At 53.0% G+C, this 22,048-nt stretch carries 22 protein-coding genes; 11 read left to right on the top strand and 11 right to left on the bottom strand.

Going from position 1 to position 22,048, the window contains the following annotated elements; all coding sequences use genetic code 11:
• Positions 1 to 18 precede the first annotated feature (18 nt).
• The gene (locus NK662_RS06560) at positions 19 to 204 is read left to right on the top strand and encodes a YhzD family protein (RefSeq protein WP_254758118.1); all 186 of its coding nucleotides are present in this window, start codon (positions 19 to 21) and stop codon (positions 202 to 204) included.
• 38 nt (positions 205 to 242) lie between these two features.
• On the opposite strand, the gene NK662_RS06555 is transcribed toward NK662_RS06560, so the two are convergent.
• Both NK662_RS06555 and NK662_RS06550 read right to left on the bottom strand, forming a co-directional pair.
• Positions 243 to 1,031: an enoyl-CoA hydratase gene (locus NK662_RS06555; protein ID WP_254758117.1), complete on the bottom strand. Its 789-nt coding sequence runs from the start codon at positions 1,029 to 1,031 to the stop codon at positions 243 to 245.
• A 122-nt stretch (positions 1,032 to 1,153) separates the two neighbouring features.
• Entirely contained in the window at positions 1,154 to 2,704 is a 1,551-nt protein-coding gene (locus NK662_RS06550; RefSeq protein ID WP_254758116.1) for a fatty acid--CoA ligase, read from the bottom strand.
• 132 nt (positions 2,705 to 2,836) lie between these two features.
• Here NK662_RS06550 and NK662_RS06545 point away from each other — a divergent pair, with 132 nt between their 5' ends.
• Positions 2,837 to 3,343: a GNAT family N-acetyltransferase gene (locus NK662_RS06545; protein ID WP_254758115.1), complete on the top strand. Its 507-nt coding sequence runs from the start codon at positions 2,837 to 2,839 to the stop codon at positions 3,341 to 3,343.
• A gap of 48 nt (positions 3,344 to 3,391) precedes the next feature.
• On the opposite strand, the gene NK662_RS06540 is transcribed toward NK662_RS06545, so the two are convergent.
• Complete coding sequence (locus tag NK662_RS06540) at positions 3,392 to 4,192, bottom strand: GNAT family N-acetyltransferase (RefSeq protein WP_254758114.1); 801 nt, start codon at positions 4,190 to 4,192, stop codon at positions 3,392 to 3,394.
• A 131-nt stretch (positions 4,193 to 4,323) separates the two neighbouring features.
• On the opposite strand from NK662_RS06540, the gene NK662_RS06535 reads away from it, so the two are divergent.
• The 3 genes from NK662_RS06535 to NK662_RS06525 are packed head-to-tail and all read left to right on the top strand — an operon-like array spanning position 4,324 to position 5,757.
• Positions 4,324 to 4,863: an RNA polymerase sigma factor gene (locus NK662_RS06535; RefSeq protein WP_254758113.1), complete on the top strand. Its 540-nt coding sequence runs from the start codon at positions 4,324 to 4,326 to the stop codon at positions 4,861 to 4,863.
• Entirely contained in the window at positions 4,860 to 5,288 is a 429-nt protein-coding gene (locus NK662_RS06530) for an anti-sigma factor family protein (RefSeq protein ID WP_254758112.1), read from the top strand. Before NK662_RS06535 ends, NK662_RS06530 begins: the two co-directional genes overlap by 4 nt.
• Complete coding sequence (locus tag NK662_RS06525) at positions 5,281 to 5,757, top strand: hypothetical protein (RefSeq protein WP_254758111.1); 477 nt, start codon at positions 5,281 to 5,283, stop codon at positions 5,755 to 5,757. Before NK662_RS06530 ends, NK662_RS06525 begins: the two co-directional genes overlap by 8 nt.
• Positions 5,758 to 5,795: 38 nt before the next feature.
• Here NK662_RS06525 and NK662_RS06520 read toward each other — a convergent pair whose 3' ends face one another.
• The 3 genes from NK662_RS06520 to NK662_RS06510 all read right to left on the bottom strand — a co-directional run bounded on the left by NK662_RS06520 (position 5,796) and on the right by NK662_RS06510 (position 9,180).
• Positions 5,796 to 6,101 carry a DUF4870 domain-containing protein gene (locus NK662_RS06520; RefSeq protein WP_254758110.1) on the bottom strand — a complete coding sequence of 102 codons (306 nt, stop codon included), beginning with the start codon at positions 6,099 to 6,101 and terminating at the stop codon, positions 5,796 to 5,798.
• A gap of 321 nt (positions 6,102 to 6,422) precedes the next feature.
• Positions 6,423 to 7,340, bottom strand: a complete 918-nt coding sequence (locus tag NK662_RS06515) for an aldo/keto reductase (protein ID WP_254758109.1) — start codon at positions 7,338 to 7,340, stop codon at positions 6,423 to 6,425.
• Position 7,341: 1 nt separating this feature from the next.
• Positions 7,342 to 9,180 (bottom strand): family 43 glycosylhydrolase, encoded by a 1,839-nt coding sequence (locus NK662_RS06510; protein ID WP_254758108.1) that lies wholly within the window; start codon positions 9,178 to 9,180, stop codon positions 7,342 to 7,344.
• A gap of 347 nt (positions 9,181 to 9,527) precedes the next feature.
• Here NK662_RS06510 and NK662_RS06505 point away from each other — a divergent pair, with 347 nt between their 5' ends.
• Positions 9,528 to 10,790 carry an MDR family MFS transporter gene (locus tag NK662_RS06505; RefSeq protein ID WP_254758107.1) on the top strand — a complete coding sequence of 421 codons (1,263 nt, stop codon included), beginning with the start codon at positions 9,528 to 9,530 and terminating at the stop codon, positions 10,788 to 10,790.
• 290 nt (positions 10,791 to 11,080) lie between these two features.
• Here the strand turns inward: NK662_RS06505 and NK662_RS06500 are convergent, their stop codons facing one another.
• Complete coding sequence (locus NK662_RS06500; protein WP_254758106.1) at positions 11,081 to 12,160, bottom strand: citrate synthase/methylcitrate synthase; 1,080 nt, start codon at positions 12,158 to 12,160, stop codon at positions 11,081 to 11,083.
• Positions 12,161 to 12,278: 118 nt separating this feature from the next.
• On the opposite strand from NK662_RS06500, the gene NK662_RS06495 reads away from it, so the two are divergent.
• The 4 genes from NK662_RS06495 to NK662_RS06480 all read left to right on the top strand — a co-directional run bounded on the left by NK662_RS06495 (position 12,279) and on the right by NK662_RS06480 (position 17,020).
• Positions 12,279 to 13,160: a LysR family transcriptional regulator gene (locus NK662_RS06495; protein ID WP_254758105.1), complete on the top strand. Its 882-nt coding sequence runs from the start codon at positions 12,279 to 12,281 to the stop codon at positions 13,158 to 13,160.
• Positions 13,161 to 13,309: 149 nt separating this feature from the next.
• Complete coding sequence (locus tag NK662_RS06490) at positions 13,310 to 14,824, top strand: spore germination protein (protein ID WP_254758522.1); 1,515 nt, start codon at positions 13,310 to 13,312, stop codon at positions 14,822 to 14,824.
• Positions 14,825 to 14,844: 20 nt separating this feature from the next.
• On the top strand, positions 14,845 to 15,942 hold the full coding sequence (locus NK662_RS06485) for a spore germination protein (protein ID WP_254758104.1): 1,098 nt from the start codon (positions 14,845 to 14,847) through the stop codon (positions 15,940 to 15,942).
• Positions 15,935 to 17,020, top strand: a complete 1,086-nt coding sequence (locus tag NK662_RS06480) for a Ger(x)C family spore germination protein (protein WP_254758103.1) — start codon at positions 15,935 to 15,937, stop codon at positions 17,018 to 17,020. Before NK662_RS06485 ends, NK662_RS06480 begins: the two co-directional genes overlap by 8 nt.
• 61 nt (positions 17,021 to 17,081) lie before the next feature.
• Here the strand turns inward: NK662_RS06480 and NK662_RS06475 are convergent, their stop codons facing one another.
• Positions 17,082 to 18,575: a coproporphyrinogen III oxidase gene (locus tag NK662_RS06475; RefSeq protein WP_254758102.1), complete on the bottom strand. Its 1,494-nt coding sequence runs from the start codon at positions 18,573 to 18,575 to the stop codon at positions 17,082 to 17,084.
• 155 nt (positions 18,576 to 18,730) lie between these two features.
• Positions 18,731 to 19,603, bottom strand: a complete 873-nt coding sequence (locus tag NK662_RS06470) for a Cof-type HAD-IIB family hydrolase (RefSeq protein ID WP_254758101.1) — start codon at positions 19,601 to 19,603, stop codon at positions 18,731 to 18,733.
• 115 nt (positions 19,604 to 19,718) lie between these two features.
• Between NK662_RS06470 and NK662_RS06465 the strand changes: the two genes are divergently transcribed.
• On the top strand, positions 19,719 to 20,333 hold the full coding sequence (locus NK662_RS06465; RefSeq protein ID WP_254758100.1) for a DNA-3-methyladenine glycosylase: 615 nt from the start codon (positions 19,719 to 19,721) through the stop codon (positions 20,331 to 20,333).
• Positions 20,334 to 20,372: 39 nt separating this feature from the next.
• Here the strand turns inward: NK662_RS06465 and NK662_RS06460 are convergent, their stop codons facing one another.
• Positions 20,373 to 20,729, bottom strand: a complete 357-nt coding sequence (locus NK662_RS06460; protein WP_254758099.1) for a YlbF/YmcA family competence regulator — start codon at positions 20,727 to 20,729, stop codon at positions 20,373 to 20,375.
• A gap of 103 nt (positions 20,730 to 20,832) precedes the next feature.
• Entirely contained in the window at positions 20,833 to 21,978 is a 1,146-nt protein-coding gene (locus NK662_RS06455; protein WP_254758098.1) for a DUF445 domain-containing protein, read from the bottom strand.
• Positions 21,979 to 22,048: the final 70 nt, after the last annotated feature.

Raw genomic sequence — 22,048 nt, 5'->3', positions numbered from 1 at the left:
AAATAAGGGGGATATGAGATGGGGACATATGTATTGACTGCATTTGAGAAAGACGGCAAAAAGCTGCTCGATGAATCCTTTCAGGCAGCAAGCGAAGCAGAGGCGAAGGAAACGGGCGAGCGGCTGCTCCGCGAAAAAGGACTGTACGGACACACACACCGCTGCACCTCCTCAAGCGGCAAGCTTGTGCTGTTCCAGCGATGATGGAAAAGGACCTGGGCCTCTACCCGGGTCCTTTCCGCTTACTTGCCGGTGAACACCGGCGGCCGTTTCTGCAAAAATGCCGCAATGCCTTCCTTATGGTCAGCTGTCTCCCTCATTTTTGCCTGTCCATGCTTCTCAGCCTGCAGCACCTGCACCAGCTTATCCTTGTTCAGGTCAGCAAGCACGAGCTTCGTTTCAATCATGGCTGCCACCGGCTTCTGCAGCCACGTGTCCACCTTGGCGCGGACGGCTTGCTGGAAATTCTCCTTCACGGCCTCATCCACCAGACCGAGCGCCAGCGCTTGCTCCGCTGACAGCTTGCTTCCCTCCCAAATAATGCGCTTTGCCGCCTCTGCTCCCACCCGGTTTTGCAGGAAGAAATGGCCGCCGCCATCCGGAATCAGGCCGATGCCGATGAAGTTCATCGCAATAATGGAGGAAGCATCCGCCATGATGTAATCAGCTGCAAGCGCCATGCTCAGCCCAAGTCCGGCAGTCGGGCCATGAATGGCGCTGATGACCAGCTTCGGCATCGTATACAGCGCGACAGCCACCTCGGAAATGATGTCCATAATCGGCAGAAATCTTGTTTCATCTGTGTTGGACAGCATGGATTTAATATCGCCGCCTGCCGAGAACCCCCGGCCATTGCCGCACAGCACCACAACATCCGCCTCGCTCTTTGCCACCTCGCGCAGCTTTACCGTCAGCTCCTTCAGCGTCGCTTCATCCAGGGCATTCAATACCTCCGGCCGATTCAGCATCACTGTTGCAGTACGCCCCTCATATTTTACAATCACTGTATCTGTAGAACTTGAAACACTCACCTGAACTCCCCCTTTTCTTCTCATGTACCTATTTGCGGCACAGGGGAAAAAATCCTGCCACATACTGAACAAGTATTCATTTTTCGCAGAAAAAAGCTGATGCCGCGGCATCAGCTCTTGTTTTACTTCACACTGCTCAGCGATTCGCGCAGCACAAACTTCTGCAGCTTGCCGCTGGCATTGCGCGGCAGTTCCTCAGCGAAGATGTAATGGCGCGGACGCTTATAGTCAGCCAGCGCATCGCTCGTTTTGCAGAATGCATCCAAATCCTCCGCTGTCAAATTCGGATCCTTTTTTACAACGACCGCCACAACGCGCTCGCCCCACAGCTGATCCGGCTCACCCAGCACAGCTACATCGAGCACCCCTTCATGGCTGTGCAGGAAGTCCTCAATTTCACGAGGATAAATGTTCACCCCGCCGCTGATGACCATATCATCCACCCGGTCCGCCACATACAGATAGCCGTCGCGGTCCAGATAGCCGAGGTCACCGGAATGGTACCAGCCCTTGTAGAGGGACTTGGCTGTTGCTTCCTCCCGGTTGTGATAGCCAGCCATCATGCACGGGCCCCGCAGGATAATTTCGCCGACTTCGTACGGCTCCACCACATCATCCGGCTCAGATGGGCCGTCCTCACTCGGCTTCACGATGCGGATTTCATGATTAAAGCACGCCTTGCCGGCAGAGCCTGGCTTTGTCAGCTGATCCTCTTCCACAAGGAAGGAAACCACCGGTCCCATTTCTGTCATGCCATAAATTTGCACAAGATCAATATGAAGGCGCTCCTTGCATTCCTTCACCAGGGCAGGAGCCATTGCCGCTCCGCCATAGACACCGATTTTCATAGAGGTTACATCATATTGGGACAGGTCCTCCTGCAGCAGCATGTTCCACATCGTCGGCGCAGCGAAGAAGGTGGTGATTTTCTCCTCCTGGATGGTGCGCAGCACAGTCTTTGTATCAAACTGATGCACAACGACATTCTTGCCGCCCGCATGCACGCGCGGTATGATGCCCGCATGCAATTCACCGCAATGGTACAGCGGCGCAGTGATCAGGCCGATGGAATCCCGGTTGTATTTCAAGTAATACGTGCAGATGAGGCTGTGCTCTGCCATCTCGCGGTGGCGGTGCAGCACCCCTTTCGGATGCCCCGTTGTGCCGCTTGTATACATCATGGAGCAATAATCCTGTTCAGTGACTTCGATTGGATCTAGGCTGGAAGCTGCTTGTGCGACTGTTTCATGGTAGGAGGCTGCGTAGGAAGGTACGGTATCGATGGACCAGAATGAAATAGATGGAAACTGCTGTTCAATGCTTGTGACGACAGGCTCGACGGCTTGCTCAAACAGCACAACCTTCGGGGCGGCGTCGTTCAGAATATACGCGACCTCCTTCGCCTTCAAGCGGAAATTGATGGGGTTGAACACAGCGCCGATGCGCATGCAGGCAAAAAAGGCTGTTGCAAATTCGCTGCCGTTATAGAGGAAGGTTGAAACTCTGTCCCCTTTACGGACACCGGCGTCCAGCAGTGCATTTGCTGCTTTGTTCACTTGCTCGTCCCATTGGCTGTAGGTCCAACGGATGTTTTTGGCTGCTTCCACCAGTGCTTCTTTTCTCGGATATGCCTGTACAGCCAGATCAAAAATCCGTCCAACTGTCATGTCCATACTTATTCCCCCTTGTTGATCATCTATATGTTTATATTTCGTCCCGCTCCCTTTTCTTCCTTCTTCCCCGTAGTCAAATCCTGTAAAAAATGAGAGAATACTAGCAAAACAATTAGAAAGTGAGGATGCTGTATGACAGTTGCAATCCGGCCGGTTGAAATTCGGGATGCTGCCGCCTTGCACCGGATCTATATCCAAGAGGATGTGCTCCCGTATATGGTGTTTTTGCCGAGCATGCGCCCTGAAGCGGTGGAAAACCGCCTGCGCAATCTTGGACCGCAGGAATATGAATTTGTGGCGGAGCTGGACGGAAAGGTTGCCGGCTTCATCGGCATGTCGCAGGGGCAAGGGCGGCGTTCCCACAGAGGCGATCTGTTCATTGGCGTGGACAGCGCCCGCCATGGTTCGGGCATTGGCTCCGCCCTTTTAACAAAAATGCTGGATCTGGCTGACAACTGGCTGATGCTCGAGCGTATCGAGCTCGGCGTGCTTGCCACCAACCCGAAAGCAAAGGCATTGTATGAACGTTTTGGCTTCGTTGAAGAAGGCGTAAGGCGCGGCAGCTTAAAAGCGGACGGCAGCTTTGTGGATGAAATCATGATGGCGCGCCTTCGCCCGGGCGGACTGCTGACACGCTGATCTCCTGAAGACAGCAAAAGGAGCGCTGGGCTCCTTTTGCGTCATTTCTTATCCTTGATTAATTTCATGAATGCTTTTTCCGCTTAAGAACGCATGGCCAACCCGGAACGTCCCTGCGGTTTGAAAGCCGTACCTTGCATATACGCGCTCGACCCGCTCATTAATCGGGAAAATCCACAGGTTCTCCAGTTCTTTTTGCTTTGCCTCTGCCTGGATGAACCGGATGAGCTCTCCAATCAGCCCCTTGCCCCGGAACTCCAGCTTGGTGGCCACACTCTCAATTCTTCCCTGCTTTCCGTCGGAAAACAGGCAGGCCACCGCACAGGCTGTTCCATCAAGCCGCAGCAGGTAATGCGTGAAGCAAGGATGCTGGAATTCCTCTGTAAAAGCCTTTTCCCGGACCGCCCTTCCACCCAGCTCCGGGATGCTGCATTCAATGTCCAGCGCCTCCTGAAAATTGGCTTCTGTGACCTGCTCAATCACGACTCCCTGCCGGCCATGCAGCACGGGAAGCTGTTTGTCCCAAACCTGCACCGGGCTGACAAGCTCCTCGTAGCGAAATCCATAGTTCTGCACCTCCCGCAAAAAGGCAGTCTGCTGCTCCAAATTATAAATATAGAATCTTGGCACGAGATTGCGCTCCCCATAAAACTGGAGCACCTCTTCAATGACAGCTTTCGGATCCTGCGGAGCATCGTACAGGTGGGCATGGTTTGCCGTATAATAGGCCGGATGGCCTTCATTGCAGAATAGATACCCCCAAGCCGTCGGAATTCTCGTTGTGAATGTATCCATATAGACAAAGTCAAGCTCCAGCGCTTGCTTTAAAACCGTTTCGGAATTCCCCATTATTCAATCCCCCTAAGCAAGAATATCCCCATTATAATATATTTTGTGACTTTTTATCTTTTTTTCAAAAATCTTGCAGGGTTTTCGTGCATGGGGGACGTCTAAGAGTCAGAGAGAAAAGAGGTGATGCTTTGGAGAACGAACAGCAGCTGATACAAGACATTTTACGCGGCAACCGGCACCGCTTTCAGGAGATTGTAGCCCACTACGGCGCGCAGGTGCACAGCGTGGCCATAAAGGTGGCGGACAATCCGCGCGATGCCGAGGACATTTCACAGGAGGTCTTTCTCCAAGTGTATCGCTCTCTGCCTCAGTTTCAGGGAGAAGCAAAGCTCTCCACCTGGATGTATCGGATTACGATGAATAAGGCGCTCGATTATAAGAGAAAGCAGAAGCCGCAGGCCCCTGATGCTGCACTGGCACAGCTGCCCGACATGCAGGCCGCCACTCCTGAGGAAGCGCTGCTGCAGAAGTCAGAGCAGGAATGGCTGCATGCCAACATTATGCGGCTTCCCGCAGCGTACCGGGAGATTGTCTATCTTTACTACTTTAAGGAGCTGTCCTACCGGCAAATTGCCGACAAGCTCGGCATTGCCGTGAAAACGGTGGAGTCCCGCCTGTACCGCGCGCGGGGCCTCCTGCAGCACATGCGGAAAGGAGAAACAGGATGAAGCATCTGACCATTGCCCTTCTTACGGCTTACAGCCGGAATGAGCTGCCGCAAACAAAGCGGCACCTATGCGAACAGCACCTGCAGCAATGCACAGAATGCCTGCTGGAGCTGGACATGCTGCGGGAGCTCCAGGCCGTCTGGAGCCATCCGGATCAGCCGCTCCCCGAACATACCTTTACAGCCATTATGGCTGATATACAAGCAGCGCCGCTTCCGATTATACCGCCCAAGCAGCAGCCTTCGCGCAAGGTGAGCCGGGTTCATGTTCTGCTGGCTGCAGCGGCGGCGTTCCTGTTTTTACAGTCCGGCATTCTGCAGCTGATTCCGCGTACAGACGCTTATGTTGAACGTACAGTGAAACGCACGTCATTCTTTGCAGACCACAAGCTCATACATTGGATGGAGGGAACACGAAATGAATAGACGAAGACCGCTTTTATACTTCCTGGCGCTTCTGCCGGGGCTCGGCCACTTTTATCTCGGCCTGATGACACGGGGCCTGCAGTTCATGCTGCTGTTCTTTGGCACCATTTTTCTCATTGCCAACTCGTTCGGCAGCCTGGCACTCGTGCTGCCGGTCATTGTATTCTACAGCTACTTCGATGCCCTGCAGCTGCACCGGCTGTATCAGGATATGACTGAGCTGTATGATGAACCGCTTATTACCATTGCCTGGCTGCGCCGGAAAAAGCATGTGTTCGGCTGGGTGCTGATTGCCCTTGGCTGCCTGACTGTCATGAAGCAAATCATGAACTACCTGCCGCAATATATTTCCATCTATGTTCCATACGACCTGGTGCAAAATGTCATTATGAGCGGCACCCTCATCCTCATCGGCTTTCAGCTGCTGCGAAATAAGCATGAGGATGCCTGGGATACCCTGGAGCAGTAAAAGGAGCTTCCCCTTTGCGGGAAAGCTCCTTTTTTCCTTTAAAATAAGAAGCCTACAATCGGATAGCGGAACGGGCGGTCCTCCAGAGCGCGCAAGATACCGATAATTGGGGCAATGAGGGCCATCAGGCTGAACACGATCAGAAACGGAATGCCGATCAAGACCCATGAGAAGAATGCAGAGATGGAAATCAGCACAACCATCGCAACGTGGAAGGTCAGCGCCTGCAGCGCAATGCGCTTCACTTCCCGGTCGGAAATCAGCAAATAGACAACAATGGGAACTAGAATCGGGGCAAACCATGTGCTTGCATGGGTCAATACCTTCAACCATTTATGTTCCATGAGATAACGAGCTCCTTTTTCTTTAGAATTTGTTTTCCATGCTGTTATTATAACAAGTTCTAAAGGTAAGTTCATAAGACCTAAGACCTATTTTTATCATAATTCCTGCTTTTTTGCCTCCAGCAAGTGCGGAAACGGCTCAGTTATCATGATGCCTGTTCTACAATTTTCCCTTTCACACTGGACGACGCAAGCGGTCATTTAAAACGAGACACATGTCAGGGTGGTTTCATCGCTTCCTGTTTTGTTCCAGCATGCTGTTTATTGCTTCACCCCATGCTGAAAAAAGGGTGACCTACATGGGTCACCCTCTTGTTGTATCTACAGCGAACGGATAAAAGCAAGCTCCTCCTCTGTCAGCAGCGGCCGGCGGGATGCCTGCACGTTTTCTGATACCTGCATTTCGGTTTTTCCGCCTGGAATAGCAGCGGAGACAGCCGGATGGGACAGCACAAATTGCAAGGCAAGCTGGCCAAGGATGCGGTCAGCCTGCACCAATTGCTTCAGCTGCTCCACCTTGTCCACCTGCTCCGTAAACCACGCCCGGTCCCAATGCTGCCGAACGTCATTGCCGGTGAACATGGTCTCCTTCGTGAACTTTCCGGTCAGCAGCCCTTTTTGCAGCGGGCCGCGCACGACAACTCCGATTTGCTCCCGCTCACAATACGGCAGAATTTCACCCTCGGCTGCCCGGTTGAGGATGCTGTAGTCCACCTGCAGCACATCCACGGCACCGTAGCGGTTAAATGTCTGCAGGTAAGCAAAATCATCGGTGGAGACACCGACTGCCCGCACCTTGCCGTCGCGCTTTAATTGCTCAAAGGCGGTGAGGAAGGCTTCTGTTTCCTGCTCCTGGTGCCACCAGATGTGGCAGAAGTAGACGTCCAGATAGTCTGTTCCGAGCCGCTGCAAGCTGTCTTCAAACGCCCCAATCACCTTGGCCGGCGTGTCGTAAATCGGTTCTGGCTTGCGGGTATGGCCCAGAAGGCCGCCCTTTGTGGCCAGGATGATGCGGTCGCGCTTCCCCTTCAGCAGCTCCCGCACCAAATGCTCGCTGCGGCCATCACCGTATACATCGGCTGTATCGAAGAAGTTGACGCCCAGCTCATAAGCGTGCTGCATGGCCCGGATGGACTGTTGGTCATCCACCGGTCCCCAAGCATCGCCGCCAATGGCCCACGCGCCGAAGCCCACCTCGGAAATCTGCAAGCCTGATTTTCCTAATGTACGAAATTCCATGCTATTCCCCTCGCTTTGCAATATTCATATAATCCAGCTCAATTATGCCTTCACCTTTGGAGAGGGTGATGGTATTGGCACCTTCGCGCAGCTCTGCTTCCATTGAGACAGTCTGCCAAGCTTGACCGGTTGGGCTGTAGGACAGATTTCCGGACGGCTTGCCGTTCACCTGCACCTGTTGGGCCCCCGCTGTATTGGCTGTGTTGCGGTATTGAAACTGCAGCTTATATATTCCGGATTTCGGAACCTGCACCGGGAAGGAAAGCTTGCTTTGCTCATCCAGGCAAGCCACCTTTTGCCGGTTGGACAGCGTAATGTCATGAATGACCTTTGCGCGCTTGAGTTCAGCCAGCTCCGCTTCATAGCGGTACACTGTTGTGTTCTGCGGCACCAGTTCAATGCCGTCAAGCTCGGTGTACAGCTTGCCTTTGGACAGGCGAATTGTATTTTCAGCTTGCAGCGTAACCGGCACTTCGGCATAGCGCCAGGAATTCCAGCCGTACGGCTCATAGGTGACTTCCCCGAGATCTTGGCCGTTCAGCACCAGCTTATGGCTCGTCTGCTGGCCCATGCCGTTGGAGTAGCGGACCTTCATTGTATAAGCACCAGGCGGCACTTGCACGGCAAATTCCACATAGCTGTCCTCAAAGTCCATATAGCCGACCTTTGCGCCGCCGGAAGCATCCGAGTTCGGCACAATGCGCGCTCGGTTCACTGTGCCGCTCTCCGCCTCATATTTATAGGTAAGTCCCGGGAAGGACGGCGCCAGCTTTCCAATTGCCCCCTCACCGGACGGAACACGCTGGAAGGCATAGGCCGCCACCGGTGTGCCGAAGTTTGGCGTGCCGTCACTGTTCCAGGAAAATGGCTGCATGCGCACATTGCGCTCCCAGCCTGCGCCTTGGAAACGGGCAGCGTGATACACAATCCAGTCTTCTTTGCCGTCTGGCGATTGGACAAAGCTGTTGTGCCCCGGACCGTATACACCGGCTGCCGGATCCTTCTGGAATACAGGCTGTTCATGCTTCAGCCAGGATTTCGGGTTCAGAGGGTCTCCATTCAGCGTCAGCATGCCCAGGCAGTAATCATCAGTCCAGCTGCCGCTTGCTGAATATACAAGGAACACCTGCCCCTGCTTATTCTTCAGCAACTGCGGCCCTTCGTTGATGTACGGGAAGCCATTCTTTTCCCAAGCAAGCTCCGGCCGGGAAATCTCCACCCGGTTGCCGCTGATCGTCCATGGATTGGACATCGGGGCGATGTAGAGCTGCTGACTGACATTGACGTCCCCCTCCCACCCGGACCAAATCATGTACAGCTGGCCGTTTTGCTCCAAAATGGTGCCGTCAATGGCCCACTTGTCGGATGGGTCGGAAACTTTGCCGTAGGCTGTGCCCTGCGGGTAATGATAGGGACCAAGCGGGTCCGCGCCCTCTGATTCCAGCACATACATCCGCTGCTTGCCCATGTCACCGTCAGAAGCTGCGTAATAGATGTACCATTTGCCATTCAGAAAATGCAGCTCCGGCGCCCACATGTGTTGGCTGTTCGGCGCACCGGCAGCCGGCTCCCATACCACCTTTTTTTCGGCGCCGCCAAGGCCGGAAAGGGTCTTGGACTTCCACACGGTAATATTATCGCCGGTTGTTTGTGTGTAGTAATAATAGCCATCCGAGTGGCGCACCACCCACGGGTCGGCTCCCTCCGTGACAACAGGGTTCTGGAACACTCCAAAGGCTTGTTCCTTTGTTGGCTCCGCGTTGACAGTCGGACTCTGCGGCATGGCGGACAACACCAACGGCACAGCCAGGGCTGCGGCAGTCAGCTTGCTTGCTTTCATAACATCTCCCCCTTTACTTCAACTTTTATTGTTTCAAACAATTTCAATTAAATGATAACGTTTTCTGCAAATGGGGGTCAATAGCTTTTTTGTGAATAAAAAAAGCCCTTGTAAGGACTCCCGCCACATGCTTAATGCCCCTGACAGCACCGAAACCGGCTCCTGTGCGCCCTGCTTAAACGCATAGTATTACCCGCTTCGTCGTATATAGGGGGGATTGGGCAGACCTTTTGGTTAAATTGGTTGCCCTCTTCATCTTTTGACTATATATTTTATTTCCATTTTTATATTTTTCTGTTAATATATGATATTGTCACATTTACAATAGAAGAAAGGATGTGAATCTCATGAGTATTTTTCAATTCCACAAAAATATTAAAATCCGGCTGGTTGAATCCTTCCTCGGTTCCACCATCGGCGGCATGATTTTCCCGTTTATGGCCATCTACCTATCTCACCATTTTGGAATGAAGACAGCCGGACTGCTTCTGCTTCTCAATGTGTTTGTCGGCATCGGGCTCAATTTCTTTGGCGGCTACTTTTCCGATCAGTTCGGGCGCAAAAAAGTGATTGTCATCGCGGAAACACTGCGCTTCCTTGCCTTCTTCACCATGATGCTCTGCAATTCTCCCTGGTTCTCATCACCGCTTCTTACCTTTTTCATGATGACTGTCAACAGCGTCTGCTGGGGGCTGGCCGGCCCGGCCAACCAAGCCATGCTGATTGATGTCAGCAAGCCCGAAGAACGAAAGCTGATGTACACCATCATGTATTGGACCAATAATCTCTCTGTTGCCCTCGGCGGCATTGCAGGCGGGTTCTTGTTCCAGCATTACCTGTTTGAGCTGCTGCTGGCGCTTTCTGTTGCAGCACTGCTGACCTGGGTGCTCATCACCTTTTTCATCGATGAAAGCTACACACCAAAGCAGACGGCCGCCAAGTCTCCCGCCGTCCATGCCAAAACGATGCTGTCCGGCTACAAGCGGGTCTTCACCGACCATATCTTTGTGCTGTACGTACTGGCAGGGCTGCTTGTGCTGTCTATGGAATTTCAGCTTACAAACTATGTCAGCATCCGCCTCGCCAATGACATGCCGCAGCAACACCTGATGAATTGGACCTTTGGCGGCATTGAAATGACAGGCTTTCTCCGCACTGAAAATACTGTTTTAGTCGTTATTACTGCCCTGTTCGCCACGCGCATTGTCGAGAAATGGAAGGACCGCTACACACTCGTGCTCAGCTGCCTTGTGTTTGTCGCAGGCTATGCATTTATCTCATATTCTACGAATATGTGGGTTCTGTTTCTGGCCATGCTGGCGGCAACTGTTGCAGAGGTGCTGCGTGTGCCGGTGCAGCAAAATTACATGGCCAATCTCCCGCCGGCAGATGCGCGGAGCTCATACATGGCAGTGGCCGGGCTTACCTTCAACCTCGCCATGCTCATTTGCTCGCTGACGGTGACACTCAGTGCGTTTCTGTCCGGCTTCATGACATCTGTCTTCATTACCGCAACCGGTCTGGCTGGCGTGCTCTTGTTCCAGCGCATTGCTCCGGAATTGGACAAGCGGGTGAAGAAGGAAGAAGAGCTGCAGCAAAAGGCGCAATAAAACGGGAGCTGACCAAGTCAGCTCCCTTCTGTCATTTGGCGGCTTGCTGTCATGAAGCAATACGGACTGTTAGGAAACAAAATCGGAACAGACGAAACGAAACGGAGCTGTCTCCACGGAAGCACGACAAGCAGTGAAACAAAAAAATCAAAAAATGAAACAATCTTTTCCGGAAATGAAACAATTCCCGCTCATTCTTCCACCAAGACGCTCCTTTTCATCCTGGAATGCAAGAATTGGTTCTCAAAGCAATAAAATAGACCACCGCTGAAGCAGTGGTCTATTTTTCATTATGAATATATTACACCTGTATACCGCGCTTCCGGACGGAAAATGGTGTTGTCACCTGCCTGCTCCAGCACATGCGCGGTCCAGCCGACGGTGCGGCTTACAGCAAACGTCGGCGTGAACATCGACGCCGGCAAGCCGATGGAGCGCATCACGGCTGCCGCGTAAAATTCCACGTTCGTATACAGTCCGCGTCCTGGCTTATACTCCTCCAGCAGCCGAATCGCCGTTTGCTCGACATGAGCGGCAAGGCGCAGCCAATGGTCATCCTGGCCGACCTGCTCCGTTACCTGCCGCAGTGCCACAGCTCTTGGATCCTTCGTTTTATATACACGGTGGCCGAAGCCCATCAGCCGTTCGCCGTTCTCCAAGCGGGCGCGCAGCCAGCCTTCTGTCCGTTCCACTGTTCCGATTTCCTCCAGCATGGTGATGACCTCTGTCGGCGCCCCGCCGTGCAGCGGCCCCTTCAAGGCACCGATGGCACCGGATACCGCGGAAGCCATGTCAGATTCCGTGGAGGCAATAACCCGTGCCGTGAAGGTCGAAGCATTCAGGCCATGCTCCATTGTCAGGATCATGTAGGCCTCGAGCGCACGCGCATGTGCTTCCTGCGGCACCTCTCCTGTCAGCGTATATAAATAGTTCGCTGCATGGCCGAGAGCGGCATGCGGCCGGATGGCCGGCAGCCCCTGCTCTTTGCGGTACACCGCTGCCGCAATGACAGGCATAGCCGCAGTCAGTTGCACCGCCTGCGCAAGCGTCGGCTTCTCCTGTCCCGGACAGAGAGCCGTTGCCGCAGCCGCCATTTGGTTCATCATATCGAGCCCCTGCGGCAGTGTCTCAATTAATGTATATATAAAATCCGGCACCTGGCGCGCCTGGCGCATCTCTGCCTGCAGGGCCGACAGTTCGGCTGCACCTGGCAGAGCACCATGCCACAGCAAGTAAGCAACCTCTTCAAAGGAATGCTGCACGGCCACCTTCGCAGCCGGATGGCCGCGGTACACCAGCACACCCGCATTGCCGTCAATGAAGCTGATTGCTGTCTCCGCCGCAACAATACCCTTTAATCCTCTCTGCATACGTCTTCTCCCCTTTGCTTCTCTTACTCCCATTATATATAATCGAATTAAGATAAAATATTGAATATTCGGCATTGAATTGATTATAAAATGTAATCAACAGAAAGGGAGAGATTCTATGGATTTGAAATGGCTGGAAACCTTTGTTTGCGCCGCCCGGAATGAAAATTTCCGCAAGGCAGCCGAAGAGCTGTATATTTCCCAGCCAACCGTGACCGTGCAAATCAAGCTGCTCGAAAGCCATCTTGGCTCCGTCTTATTTGAACGGGTCGGCCGCCGGGTGCGGCTGACAGAGGCAGGACGGCGCTTCCTGCCCCATGCGAAGCAAATTCTCCTGCAGCAGCAGGCCGGCATGAGCGAGCTGCAGCGCCTCCAGCAGGGCTATACGAAAACGCTGCGGCTTGCGGTTTCGCCGCTCATCGCCGCGTATTCCATCCCGTTTGCGCTCAGCCGCTATGTCCGCTCCTTTCCCGAGGTGGAGGTGAGCGTACAGGTGGCAGAATCCAAGGAGATTGCCGGCCTTGTGCTGCGTGATGAAATTGACTTGGGATTGTCCCGCCTGCATGTCCAGCACGATGACCTGTCCTGCCGCATTCTGGCGGAGGACCGCGTGCTGCTTGTGGCGCCGCATGACGGACTGGACAGCGAGCATGCGGAAGCACTGGAAATGGAAAGCATCCTGCAAGCGCAAACCATCCTGACACACAATCATCCGGAATATTGGGATGACCTGCTTCTGCGGCTGAAGCAGCTCCATCTGCCGCTCCGCACCATGACCGTATCACAGGTGCACATTACGAAGCGCTTCATTGAAGAAGGGCTCGGCGTTTCCTTTTTGCCGGAAAGCGCCGTACGGCGGGAGCTGCTGGAGGGGCGGCTGCTGGAGGTGTATTGCGGAGACTTTCCGCTGCCGTCCGCCCGCACCTATGCCATCACACGGGAGGGCCATGAGACGGGGCAGCATTTCCTGCAATTCTTAAAGCGGTTCCGCCTCTCTTAAATACACGTATAAGCCTGTTCCTCCCTTGACGGAACAGGCTTTTCCCCGTCTGAACTTCTCCGCCCCCGAATTACACTTTCGTTTCATATCCTTGGAATGTATTGGAAACAATACAAAAAGCATCAACAGAAGGAAGACAGGTGACAGGGATGGACTTTACCTCCGACAATCAAAATGAGCGCCATTTTTTTAAGGAAAAGCAACGGAAGCAATCCATCCATGATGCTTTAGAGCTGTGCGGACGCTCCGCTGACTATTTTTCGTTTTCCTATTCTGCCGCGCACCCGCTCCGCTTGTCATACTTTAAAACTTTGGTGGACTCCGAGTATGTGCATCGGGATGTGCTTCCATACCTTGCCCACGAGTCGTTCTCCTGTCTGGAAGACATCAAGAAGGCTTTGCCAATTGAGGATATTACCCTGACAGACGATGCGGCCGCCATCCAGCAGGCGCTGATGAAGGGGGCGATTGTTGTTCAGCAGGACGGCAATGAAGCACACTGCGCCCTCATTCATGGTCTTGCCCGGGAAGAGGGGCGCTCCATCAATACTCCTGAGACCGAATTCTCTGTTGTCGGTCCAAAGGAGGCCTTTGTGGAGTCTGTTGACATCAACATCCGGCTGATCCGCAAGCGCCTGCCCATTCCCGAATTACAGGTGCGGGAGCTGCAGGTGGGCGAGCGCTCCAAAACAAGAGTGGCTATTTTACATGTGGAAGGAATTGCTGATATCGAAAATGTCAATACAGTCATCCAGCGCATTCAGGAAATCAGCTATGATATCATCCCAGATTCTTCCTTCATTACCCAAATGATTGAGGATAACCGAAATTCGCCATTTCCCCAGCTGGTGGACACAGAGCGTCCGGACCGGGTGGCCAGCGTGCTGTCCGAGGGGAAAGTGGCCATTCTGGTGGATGGCTCCCCGCAGGCCTTGACAGGACCCACGACGCTTGTTGAATTTTTCTCTGCCTTTGAGGATTACTTTCTTACCTGGTATCTGGCATCTGCCTTCCGTCTCATCCGGCTGTTTTCTGTCTTTTTCTCAGTTCTCTCCACGCCGCTCTATGTTGCCATTCTTACCTATCATTATGAAATGATTCCGGATGATCTGATAAATGCGCTGATTGCCTCCCGAAGCGGCATTCCTTTTCCGCCTATTATTGAAACCATTGTGCTGGAGCTGGCCATTGAACTGCTGCGGGAAGCGGGCGCACGCCTGCCCACGAAGGTTGGCCAGACCATTGGTATCGTAGGCGGTATCGTGATTGGAACGGCAGCTGTACAGGCAGGACTCACAAGCAATGTGCTGCTCATTATTGTGGCGCTTGCAGCCCTGGCCTCCTTTACAACGCCAGTCTATCAAATGAGCAATACCATCCGCCTGATCCGCTTTCCGTTTCTACTGGCAGCGCAGGCATACGGACTCCTGGGGATTTCCATCTGCTTCGCCTTCATCCTGTCGCATCTCCTGCGGATGACTTCATTGGGCCGGCCCTACGTGTCTCCCATCTATCCGCTGCGCACGAGAGATTTAAAGGATGCCCTCATCCGCCTGCCCTTCAGCAAGCAGGCGGGACGTCCCATTATGACGCGGACACATAACAGACTGCGCTTCCAGCCTGACCGGAAGCAGAGCGAAGAAAAGCAGGACATAGAAGATTAGGGAAGAAAGGAGGAGCTGACATGTACGCTTTACCGAAGGAAAATCGCATGGTTTCCGCTTATTTTGCTTTCTATCTTGTACATAAAATGCAGATTGGAGTGGGCATACTCGGCTTCGAGCGATATATTGCGAAGCTTGCCGGCTACGATGCCTGGATTGGAATTATACTGGCCGGACTCGCCACCCATCTCCTCCTTTGGCTTGCCTATCAGATTCTGAAAAAGGGCAACAATGATTTGGCGGCCATCCATCATGATGTGCTCGGAAAATGGATTGGCGGCCTGTTCAGCATCTATTTTATTTTATATTTCAGCGCCTTTGCCCTCACCCTGCTGCGCACATACGTAGAGGTGATTCAGGTTTGGCTGTTTCCTGAAATCAACGCATGGGTTCTCACAGGCATCCTGTCTCTTCTTGCCTACAGCTTTGTGACAGGCGGGCTTCGGGTGGTGACCGGCTTTTGCTTTCTTGGCATTGTCTATACGATGTTTTTGCTGCCGCTGAAATACTTCCCAATTCAGGAAGGGCACTTGTACAACATGTTTCCGCCATTGGACCACACTCTGCCGGAGATACTGGACTCCGCCAAAGGCATGGCGCTGAACTACTTGGGATTCGAGCTCATCATGGTGTATTATCCCTTCCTGAAGAATAAGGAGAAATCCCAGAAGTGGGCCCAGTTGGGGGTGGCAGCCAGTGTACTGGTGTATCTATTCACTGCCCTGGTGACATTTTCCTATTTCAATCAAGGACAGCTGAAGGAAACCATATGGGCCACCCTGACATTGTGGAAAATTGTTGATTTTCCCTTTCTGGAGCGCTTCGAGTATATGGGGATTTCCATCTGGCTGTTTGGTGTTCTGCCAAACATATGCCTGACGCTGTGGGGGGCCAGCCGCACCATGCACCGGCTCTTTCCCATCACACAGCGCCGGGCATTGCAGGGCATTCTGCTCATCGTATTTTGCGCCAGCTGTCTCATGGAGTCGCGCAGACAGGTGGATACCTTGAACAATACGATGTCCCTGATTGGACTGTATACCATCCCCTGCTACTTTCTGCTTTTATATATTTGGCAGGCCATGATTTATAAAGTGAGGAAGAAAGCCCATGGCTAGACGCAGCTGCATCTTTCTTTGCTTTCTCCTGCTGTGCGGGTGCGGTGTGGAATCCAAGATATTAGAGGACATCCAGCTGTCGCGGGCAGCTGCGTATGATGCGGCGGGGGACCATAAGATCAAAGGGACGCTTGCCGTTACCATTACTCCTCCCGGACAAGGAGGGGAGGTTCAAACAAGGAATGACGTGTTTGTGACAAGCGCCCACACAGGAAAAACTCTGCGCCAGCTTGCCCAGGCCGAGTCGCCCAAGCCCATTCTGACCGGGAAAGTCGGTGTCGTACTCTACGGCGAAGAGCTTGCCAAGCAAGGCATTTCTCCGTATGTGGACGGCCTTCGGCGCGACCCCAGCATCGGCAGGGATTTATATGTGGCCCTTGCAGAGGGGGAAGCCGGAGACATCCTTACAGTACGCCCCTCTATGGGAGAAGATCCTGGCTCCTATATTCGCCACCTTCTGGCACAGAACGAGAAGGGCAACTTTCCGGAAACAGACCTTCAGGAATTTTTATATCATGATAAGGGGGAGGGGATGGATGCCATTCTTCCCTTGCTGAAGCGAAAGGGAAACCATATTCGCATTCAGGGAATCGCCCTGCTTAAGAAAGATAAATATATAGGAAAATATATTCCTTATAACCAGGCATTCATCTATAAAATGCTGGACGAACCCTTCAAGCGCGGAATCTACGAGTTCCATATCAAGAAGGACATCTATGTAACCTTCCAGAGTATAGCTTCCTCTGTGCACTATTCCATAACGGATGGAAACACCCATCCAAAGGTGGACATCCTTGTTAAGCTGAAGGGGCGAATTGTTGAATCAGGACAGCTGAAGATTCATGACCCCCGCATGTTAAAAAAGCTCGAGCAGCATGTATCAGAAATTACGAAAAAGCAGGCACAAGCGATGATTGAGCTGTTTCAAAAAGAGCATGTAGATCCGCTCGGAATCGGCGATCACGCACGGAGCCAAACGCGCGGCTTCAACATGCAGAGATGGGACCGGCAATACAGTACAATGCCTATCTCAGTTCATGTAGATGTAAATATTTTAGAGTCCGGTATAACAGAGTAGTGTGGCAAAGAAAAAACCAATGGATGGCCCATTGGTTTTTTCTTTGCTGTCCCTCATGTTCTTATGCGAACAGCTCCCGCAGAATTTGAATTTTCTCCTCCGTATACTGCTCAAAGCTGTCATTGTAGGATTTCGGATCCTTCGGGTTTGCAAAGTGCGTGATGGCGCCCGTCTTCGGATGGACAAACTTGCTCGAAGCACCGCAGCCAAGGCCGATGATGGATTGCACTTCCTCCATGATCACAATGTTATAGATGCTTTCCTGCCCCGGCAGCGCATAGCCGACGTTCTCCAGGTTGCCAAGGATGTTTTTCTGGCGGTAGAGGTAATACGGCACATAGCCGTGCTCCTTGGTCCACTCCTCCGCCATATGCATCATATCCGTAATTTCCTCACGGCTTGCCACCTTGTACTTGCGCTTGTTCTGCGTCATCTCAGAAGCGCGCTTAAAGGACAGCGTGTGCACCGTCAGAGATTCCGGCATCAGCTTCTCCGTCTCATCCAGGGTGTTCTGGAAAATCTCTGTGCCTTCGCCCGGGAGGCCGATGATAAGGTCCATGTTGATGTTGTTCATGCCCATCTCGCGTGCCAGATGGTACTTATCAATCGTTTCTTTTACCGTATGATGGCGGCCGATTGCCTTCAGCGTTTCCTCATGATACGACTGCGGATTGATGCTGATGCGGTCGATGTTCCATTTGTTCAGCACGTCCAGCTTCTCCGGTGTAATCGTGTCCGGACGGCCTGCCTCCACCGTCAGTTCGCGTACATGGCGGACATCCGGGAAGGCTTCGTACATTTCTTCATACAGCATGTCCATCTCTTCCGCCGTAATGCTCGTAGGTGTACCGCCGCCGTAATAGACGGTTGTAATCTTGATGCCCTGTTCCCGCAGGAATTTGCCGACCTCGCGGATTTCATAATGCAAGCCGCCGAGGAAGGAGTCCACAGACCCCTGGCGCCCATTGATGGCATACGCAGGGAAGGTGCAATAGGCGCACTTGGTCGGGCAAAATGGAATGCCAATATAAATGCTGACCTCATCCTTCAAGCGATAGAGATCCGGCACAATCGCCAGCTGGCGGTCCACAATACGCTGCATCAGTTCAATTTTTTCTTCATGAATCAAGTAATCGTCGCGCAGCTGCTGGTGCGCCTCTTCCTGTGTCAAACCGCTTTGCAGCTTCTTATGAAGCAGCTTTGTCGGGCGCACGCCGGTCAGGATGCCCCACTTCTGCTCGATGCCGGTCACCTGCTGGAGGACAGACAGGTATACATAGGAAACCACATGCTTCACCTGCTTGAAGCGTTCCTTTTCCTCCGCAATGGCGGACAAATCCTTTTCAAACGAAGCTGTATATGTTTCGCCCGTTGCCGTTTCTGTCAATACCGCTGCCGCCGCAACGTGGGCTGTTCCTTCTACTGTGATATCGACCATGAAATCTGCTTCCGATGTATGGATGGCAGTTTCACATTCCTCAAAAAACAAGCCGCTGATGAGCTGCAGCGGGCGTAAAAACCGTTCGTCCTGCAAATTTCGAAGTTGAATGCGCAATGAGAATCACCTTTCATTTGTAAACTCCCTTAAGTGTACTGTACGGGTCAAAGAGGGTCAATATATAAGCCTTTCCAGATGGAGGGACTTCAAAACCTGCGGCGCAGCTGGAGCGAAGCGAAAATTCCCCGGGACGAAATCCCGGGGAATGTGTCTTACCATTTTTTGATCCGCAAATGACCCTTCAGGAACTCCAGCGGGAACTGCTTGCGGAAATGCTCTTTAATCATGTAGGTGACGCCGTGCTCGTTATTGGAGCGGGTAATCCAGTCAGCCGCCTTCTTCAGCTGAACCGGCGCATTGCCCATCGCCACACCGAGACCCACACTTTCAATCACTTCCAAATCATCGATGCTGTCGCCGATGGCAACCATTTCACCCAATTCAATGCCAAGGTGCCGTCCGAGCTGCTGCAGGCCGCGGAGCTTGGAAACACCGGGCGGCACGAGTTCGATCCGCTCCCCGTCACATTCAATGATGCTGACGTCCTCGAACGCCTCGCGGATGGTCTCCATGGCCTTTGCCTTTTCCTTCTTATCAGCGAAGAATACATCGATCTTCGGAGCCGCCACCGGCTGGTCGCGCAGCGTGTCACCGAGGGACTCCACGAATTGAATGGGGTAGAATACCGGGTCCGCATTGGACAGCACCGTACGCGCAATCAGGTTTGATGCCAGGCGGCGGCGGTTGCCCAGGGAAAAGCGCTCATGACAAATGCGGATATTGCATTCGAAGTGCTCCAGCACCTGCACGAGGTTAAACGTTTTTTCCTCTGACAGCCGCTTTTGAATCAGCGGGGCGTCCAAGGAATCGGAGATATAGGCGCCGCTGTGTGTAACCAAATAGGAATCCAGCTTCAGCACCTTGGCAATTTTCTGCGCGGATTGAAAGTTCCGGCTTGTATATAATGTAACATAGACACCTTTTTCCCGGACAAAATCAATGGCTTCCTTCGTTCCTTTTTGCAGTTTTCCATTGGGGCGGAGCAGGGATCCATCTATATTAATGGCGAGTAAGCGATAAATCATGATGAGGGACCTCCTTTTCTAGGCTGATGCATTTCTACACTTAGCCTATGAAGCAGGAGGCGGAAATAGAACGTTCAAGTCGGGCTGCGGCCTGGCCAGGAAAGGAGATATGCCAATGAAATGGCCTGCGGATTGGTATGAGGGCGATACGCTGGAGGTGGCGAAGCGGCTGCTCGGGCATAAGCTGGTCCATATGGTGGACGGCCGGAAGCGGAGCGGCTTCATTGTGGAGGTGGAGGCGTATAAAGGGCCGGATGACAAAGCAGCCCACAGCTACGGAGGACGGCGCACTGACCGGACTGAGGTCATGTTTGGGCCGCCGGGACATGCCTATGTGTACTTAATCTACGGCATGTACCATTGCTTCAACATTATTACAGCCCCCGAGGGGATTCCGCAAGGCGTGCTGATTCGGGCGCTGGAGCCGGCTGAGGGCATTGAAGAAATGAAGGCTGCCCGATTCGGCAAGATAGACATTACCAAAAGCCAATACCGCAATCTGACGAACGGGCCGGGCAAGCTGTGCCGGGCGCTGGACATCACGTTCGCGCAGCGCGGATTGTCCTTGCTTGGAGACGAGCTGTACATGGAGGTTGTGGAGCCGGAGCAGCATTTGTCCAAACAATACGAAATGGCCGCCGGGCCGCGGATTAATATCGATTACGCGGAGGAAGCAATCCATTATCCGTGGCGCTTCTATTATAAAGGGCACCCGTTTGTGTCCAAATAAAAAGGAAGGCTTCCCTCCATGGGCTGCCTTCCTTATCCTTTAGGATTGCATGAATGGACCGTACAAATCCTCGAGCGGCTGCAGAATGATTTTGTTCAAATCGCCGATCAGCATGTTGACGCGCTGCTCCGCCTGCATCAGTGCCGTGATCTTCGGATCCTGCTGCACCTGCATGACGATTTGCTGCGCCTTCATGTTATCCATCTCGGTAATTTCCTGGCCCTGCATCATTTTGTTTTGCAATTCCATTTGAATGCCGCGGAACTGGTCAAACAGCTGCTTTGCCTGCGGATCCGCCTGTACTATCTGATACTGCTGCTTCAGTGCTTGGAAATCCGGATTTTCTGTAATTGCCTTTTGCAGAGCATATGCCGCATCATACATATTTGTTGCCATATGTGCTTCCTCCTTTTATGTAGCCCGTCCGTGGGACAGGGAGCTTTCCGCTTATACCTACCTACTATACCAGACTATTTACTATATGAGAAATGCTTTTCCGTTATGACATCAGCTGCATGACAAGTCCTTGTACAATGCCAATCAATCCGCCCAGAAGCGCCCCCAGATACGTGATGGCCTTCAGCTCGCTTTTCATGATCGACAGAATGAGGTCTTCCAGACGCTCCGTGGAAAATGTGGCGACCTCCCCCTCCACAATCTCTGATAAATGCAGCCGCTTCATGACAGTCGGCAAATGGCTGCTGATCCACTGGAACACCCGATTCACTGCAGATGGAGTGAGCTCTGTCTGCACACGCCCCGCGTACGGCGCCAGGAAATCACGCACCGGCCGGTCCAGCATGGCGCCGATTGCCTCCTCCATATTTACGCTGCGGAGAATGGCATCCAGAATCGTCTGGCGGGACAGAAGCTCTTCCGCTTCGCCGATCTTGCGCTCCTGCAGCGCCTGCCATTCCTTCTCAATGACCTCTGTCAGCAGCTTCTGTGCTCCGCCTTGCCGCAGGAACTTAATGATTTCCGGCTGAATGCGCTCCGCCAAATTTGCATTGCCAAGGAACATGCCGACGAGATTCAACAGCGTGCCGCGGGAAGCGAAGAAGTCATCCACCATCTGTGACAGCCGGCGCTTGCCTGCCTCGCTCTCAAAATATTCAATGCCCTTTTGCACAAGCATGTCTGCCGCTTTTGGAATCCACGCCCCAATCTTATCCTTTGTGTCCGCCGGCAAAGCCTCTGCCAGAGAAAGAGCCCCGTATGTGTCAAATACTTCGTTCAGCTTGTTCTGCACGAGGCCTTGTACAAACGCTTGTCCCTTCCCTTCCACGTCCGTTGCGCCGGCTACAGCCAGCAGCTCCCGTACAGAGCGGTCCGTCTGCAGGAGCTTTCCAGCCTCTGTCTGCGCCCATTGTGTAATTTCATTCCGGAATGCCTCGTTTTGCAGCCGCTTCTCAATCCCCTCCGGCGTCAGCAGATGCTCCACCACCATGCGCCCCATTTGCCGCGCCAGCTCGTCGCGGCGCTTCGGAATCAGCCCAGGGGTAAATGGCACCCGATACTTGCCGATGTACACCGGCTCATGCGGCCGGAACAGCATTTGAATGGCCACATGATTCGTGTAGCCGCCAATAACGGCTCCCAGCCCTGTTGTAATAAGTAAGTTCCACCATATATTCACTCTCATCAACCTTCCATTTCACCAGTCATTTCTCTTTCTCATACACTACAAAAAGCCTCCTCCTTATTATAGAGCCTCT

Source organism: Ectobacillus ponti, from assembly GCF_024294785.1.
In the GTDB taxonomy this organism is placed as follows: domain Bacteria; phylum Bacillota; class Bacilli; order Bacillales; family Bacillaceae_G; genus Ectobacillus; species Ectobacillus ponti.
The sequence above is the reverse complement of the archived record's forward strand: the minus strand, read 5'-3'. Positions and strand labels throughout refer to the sequence as shown.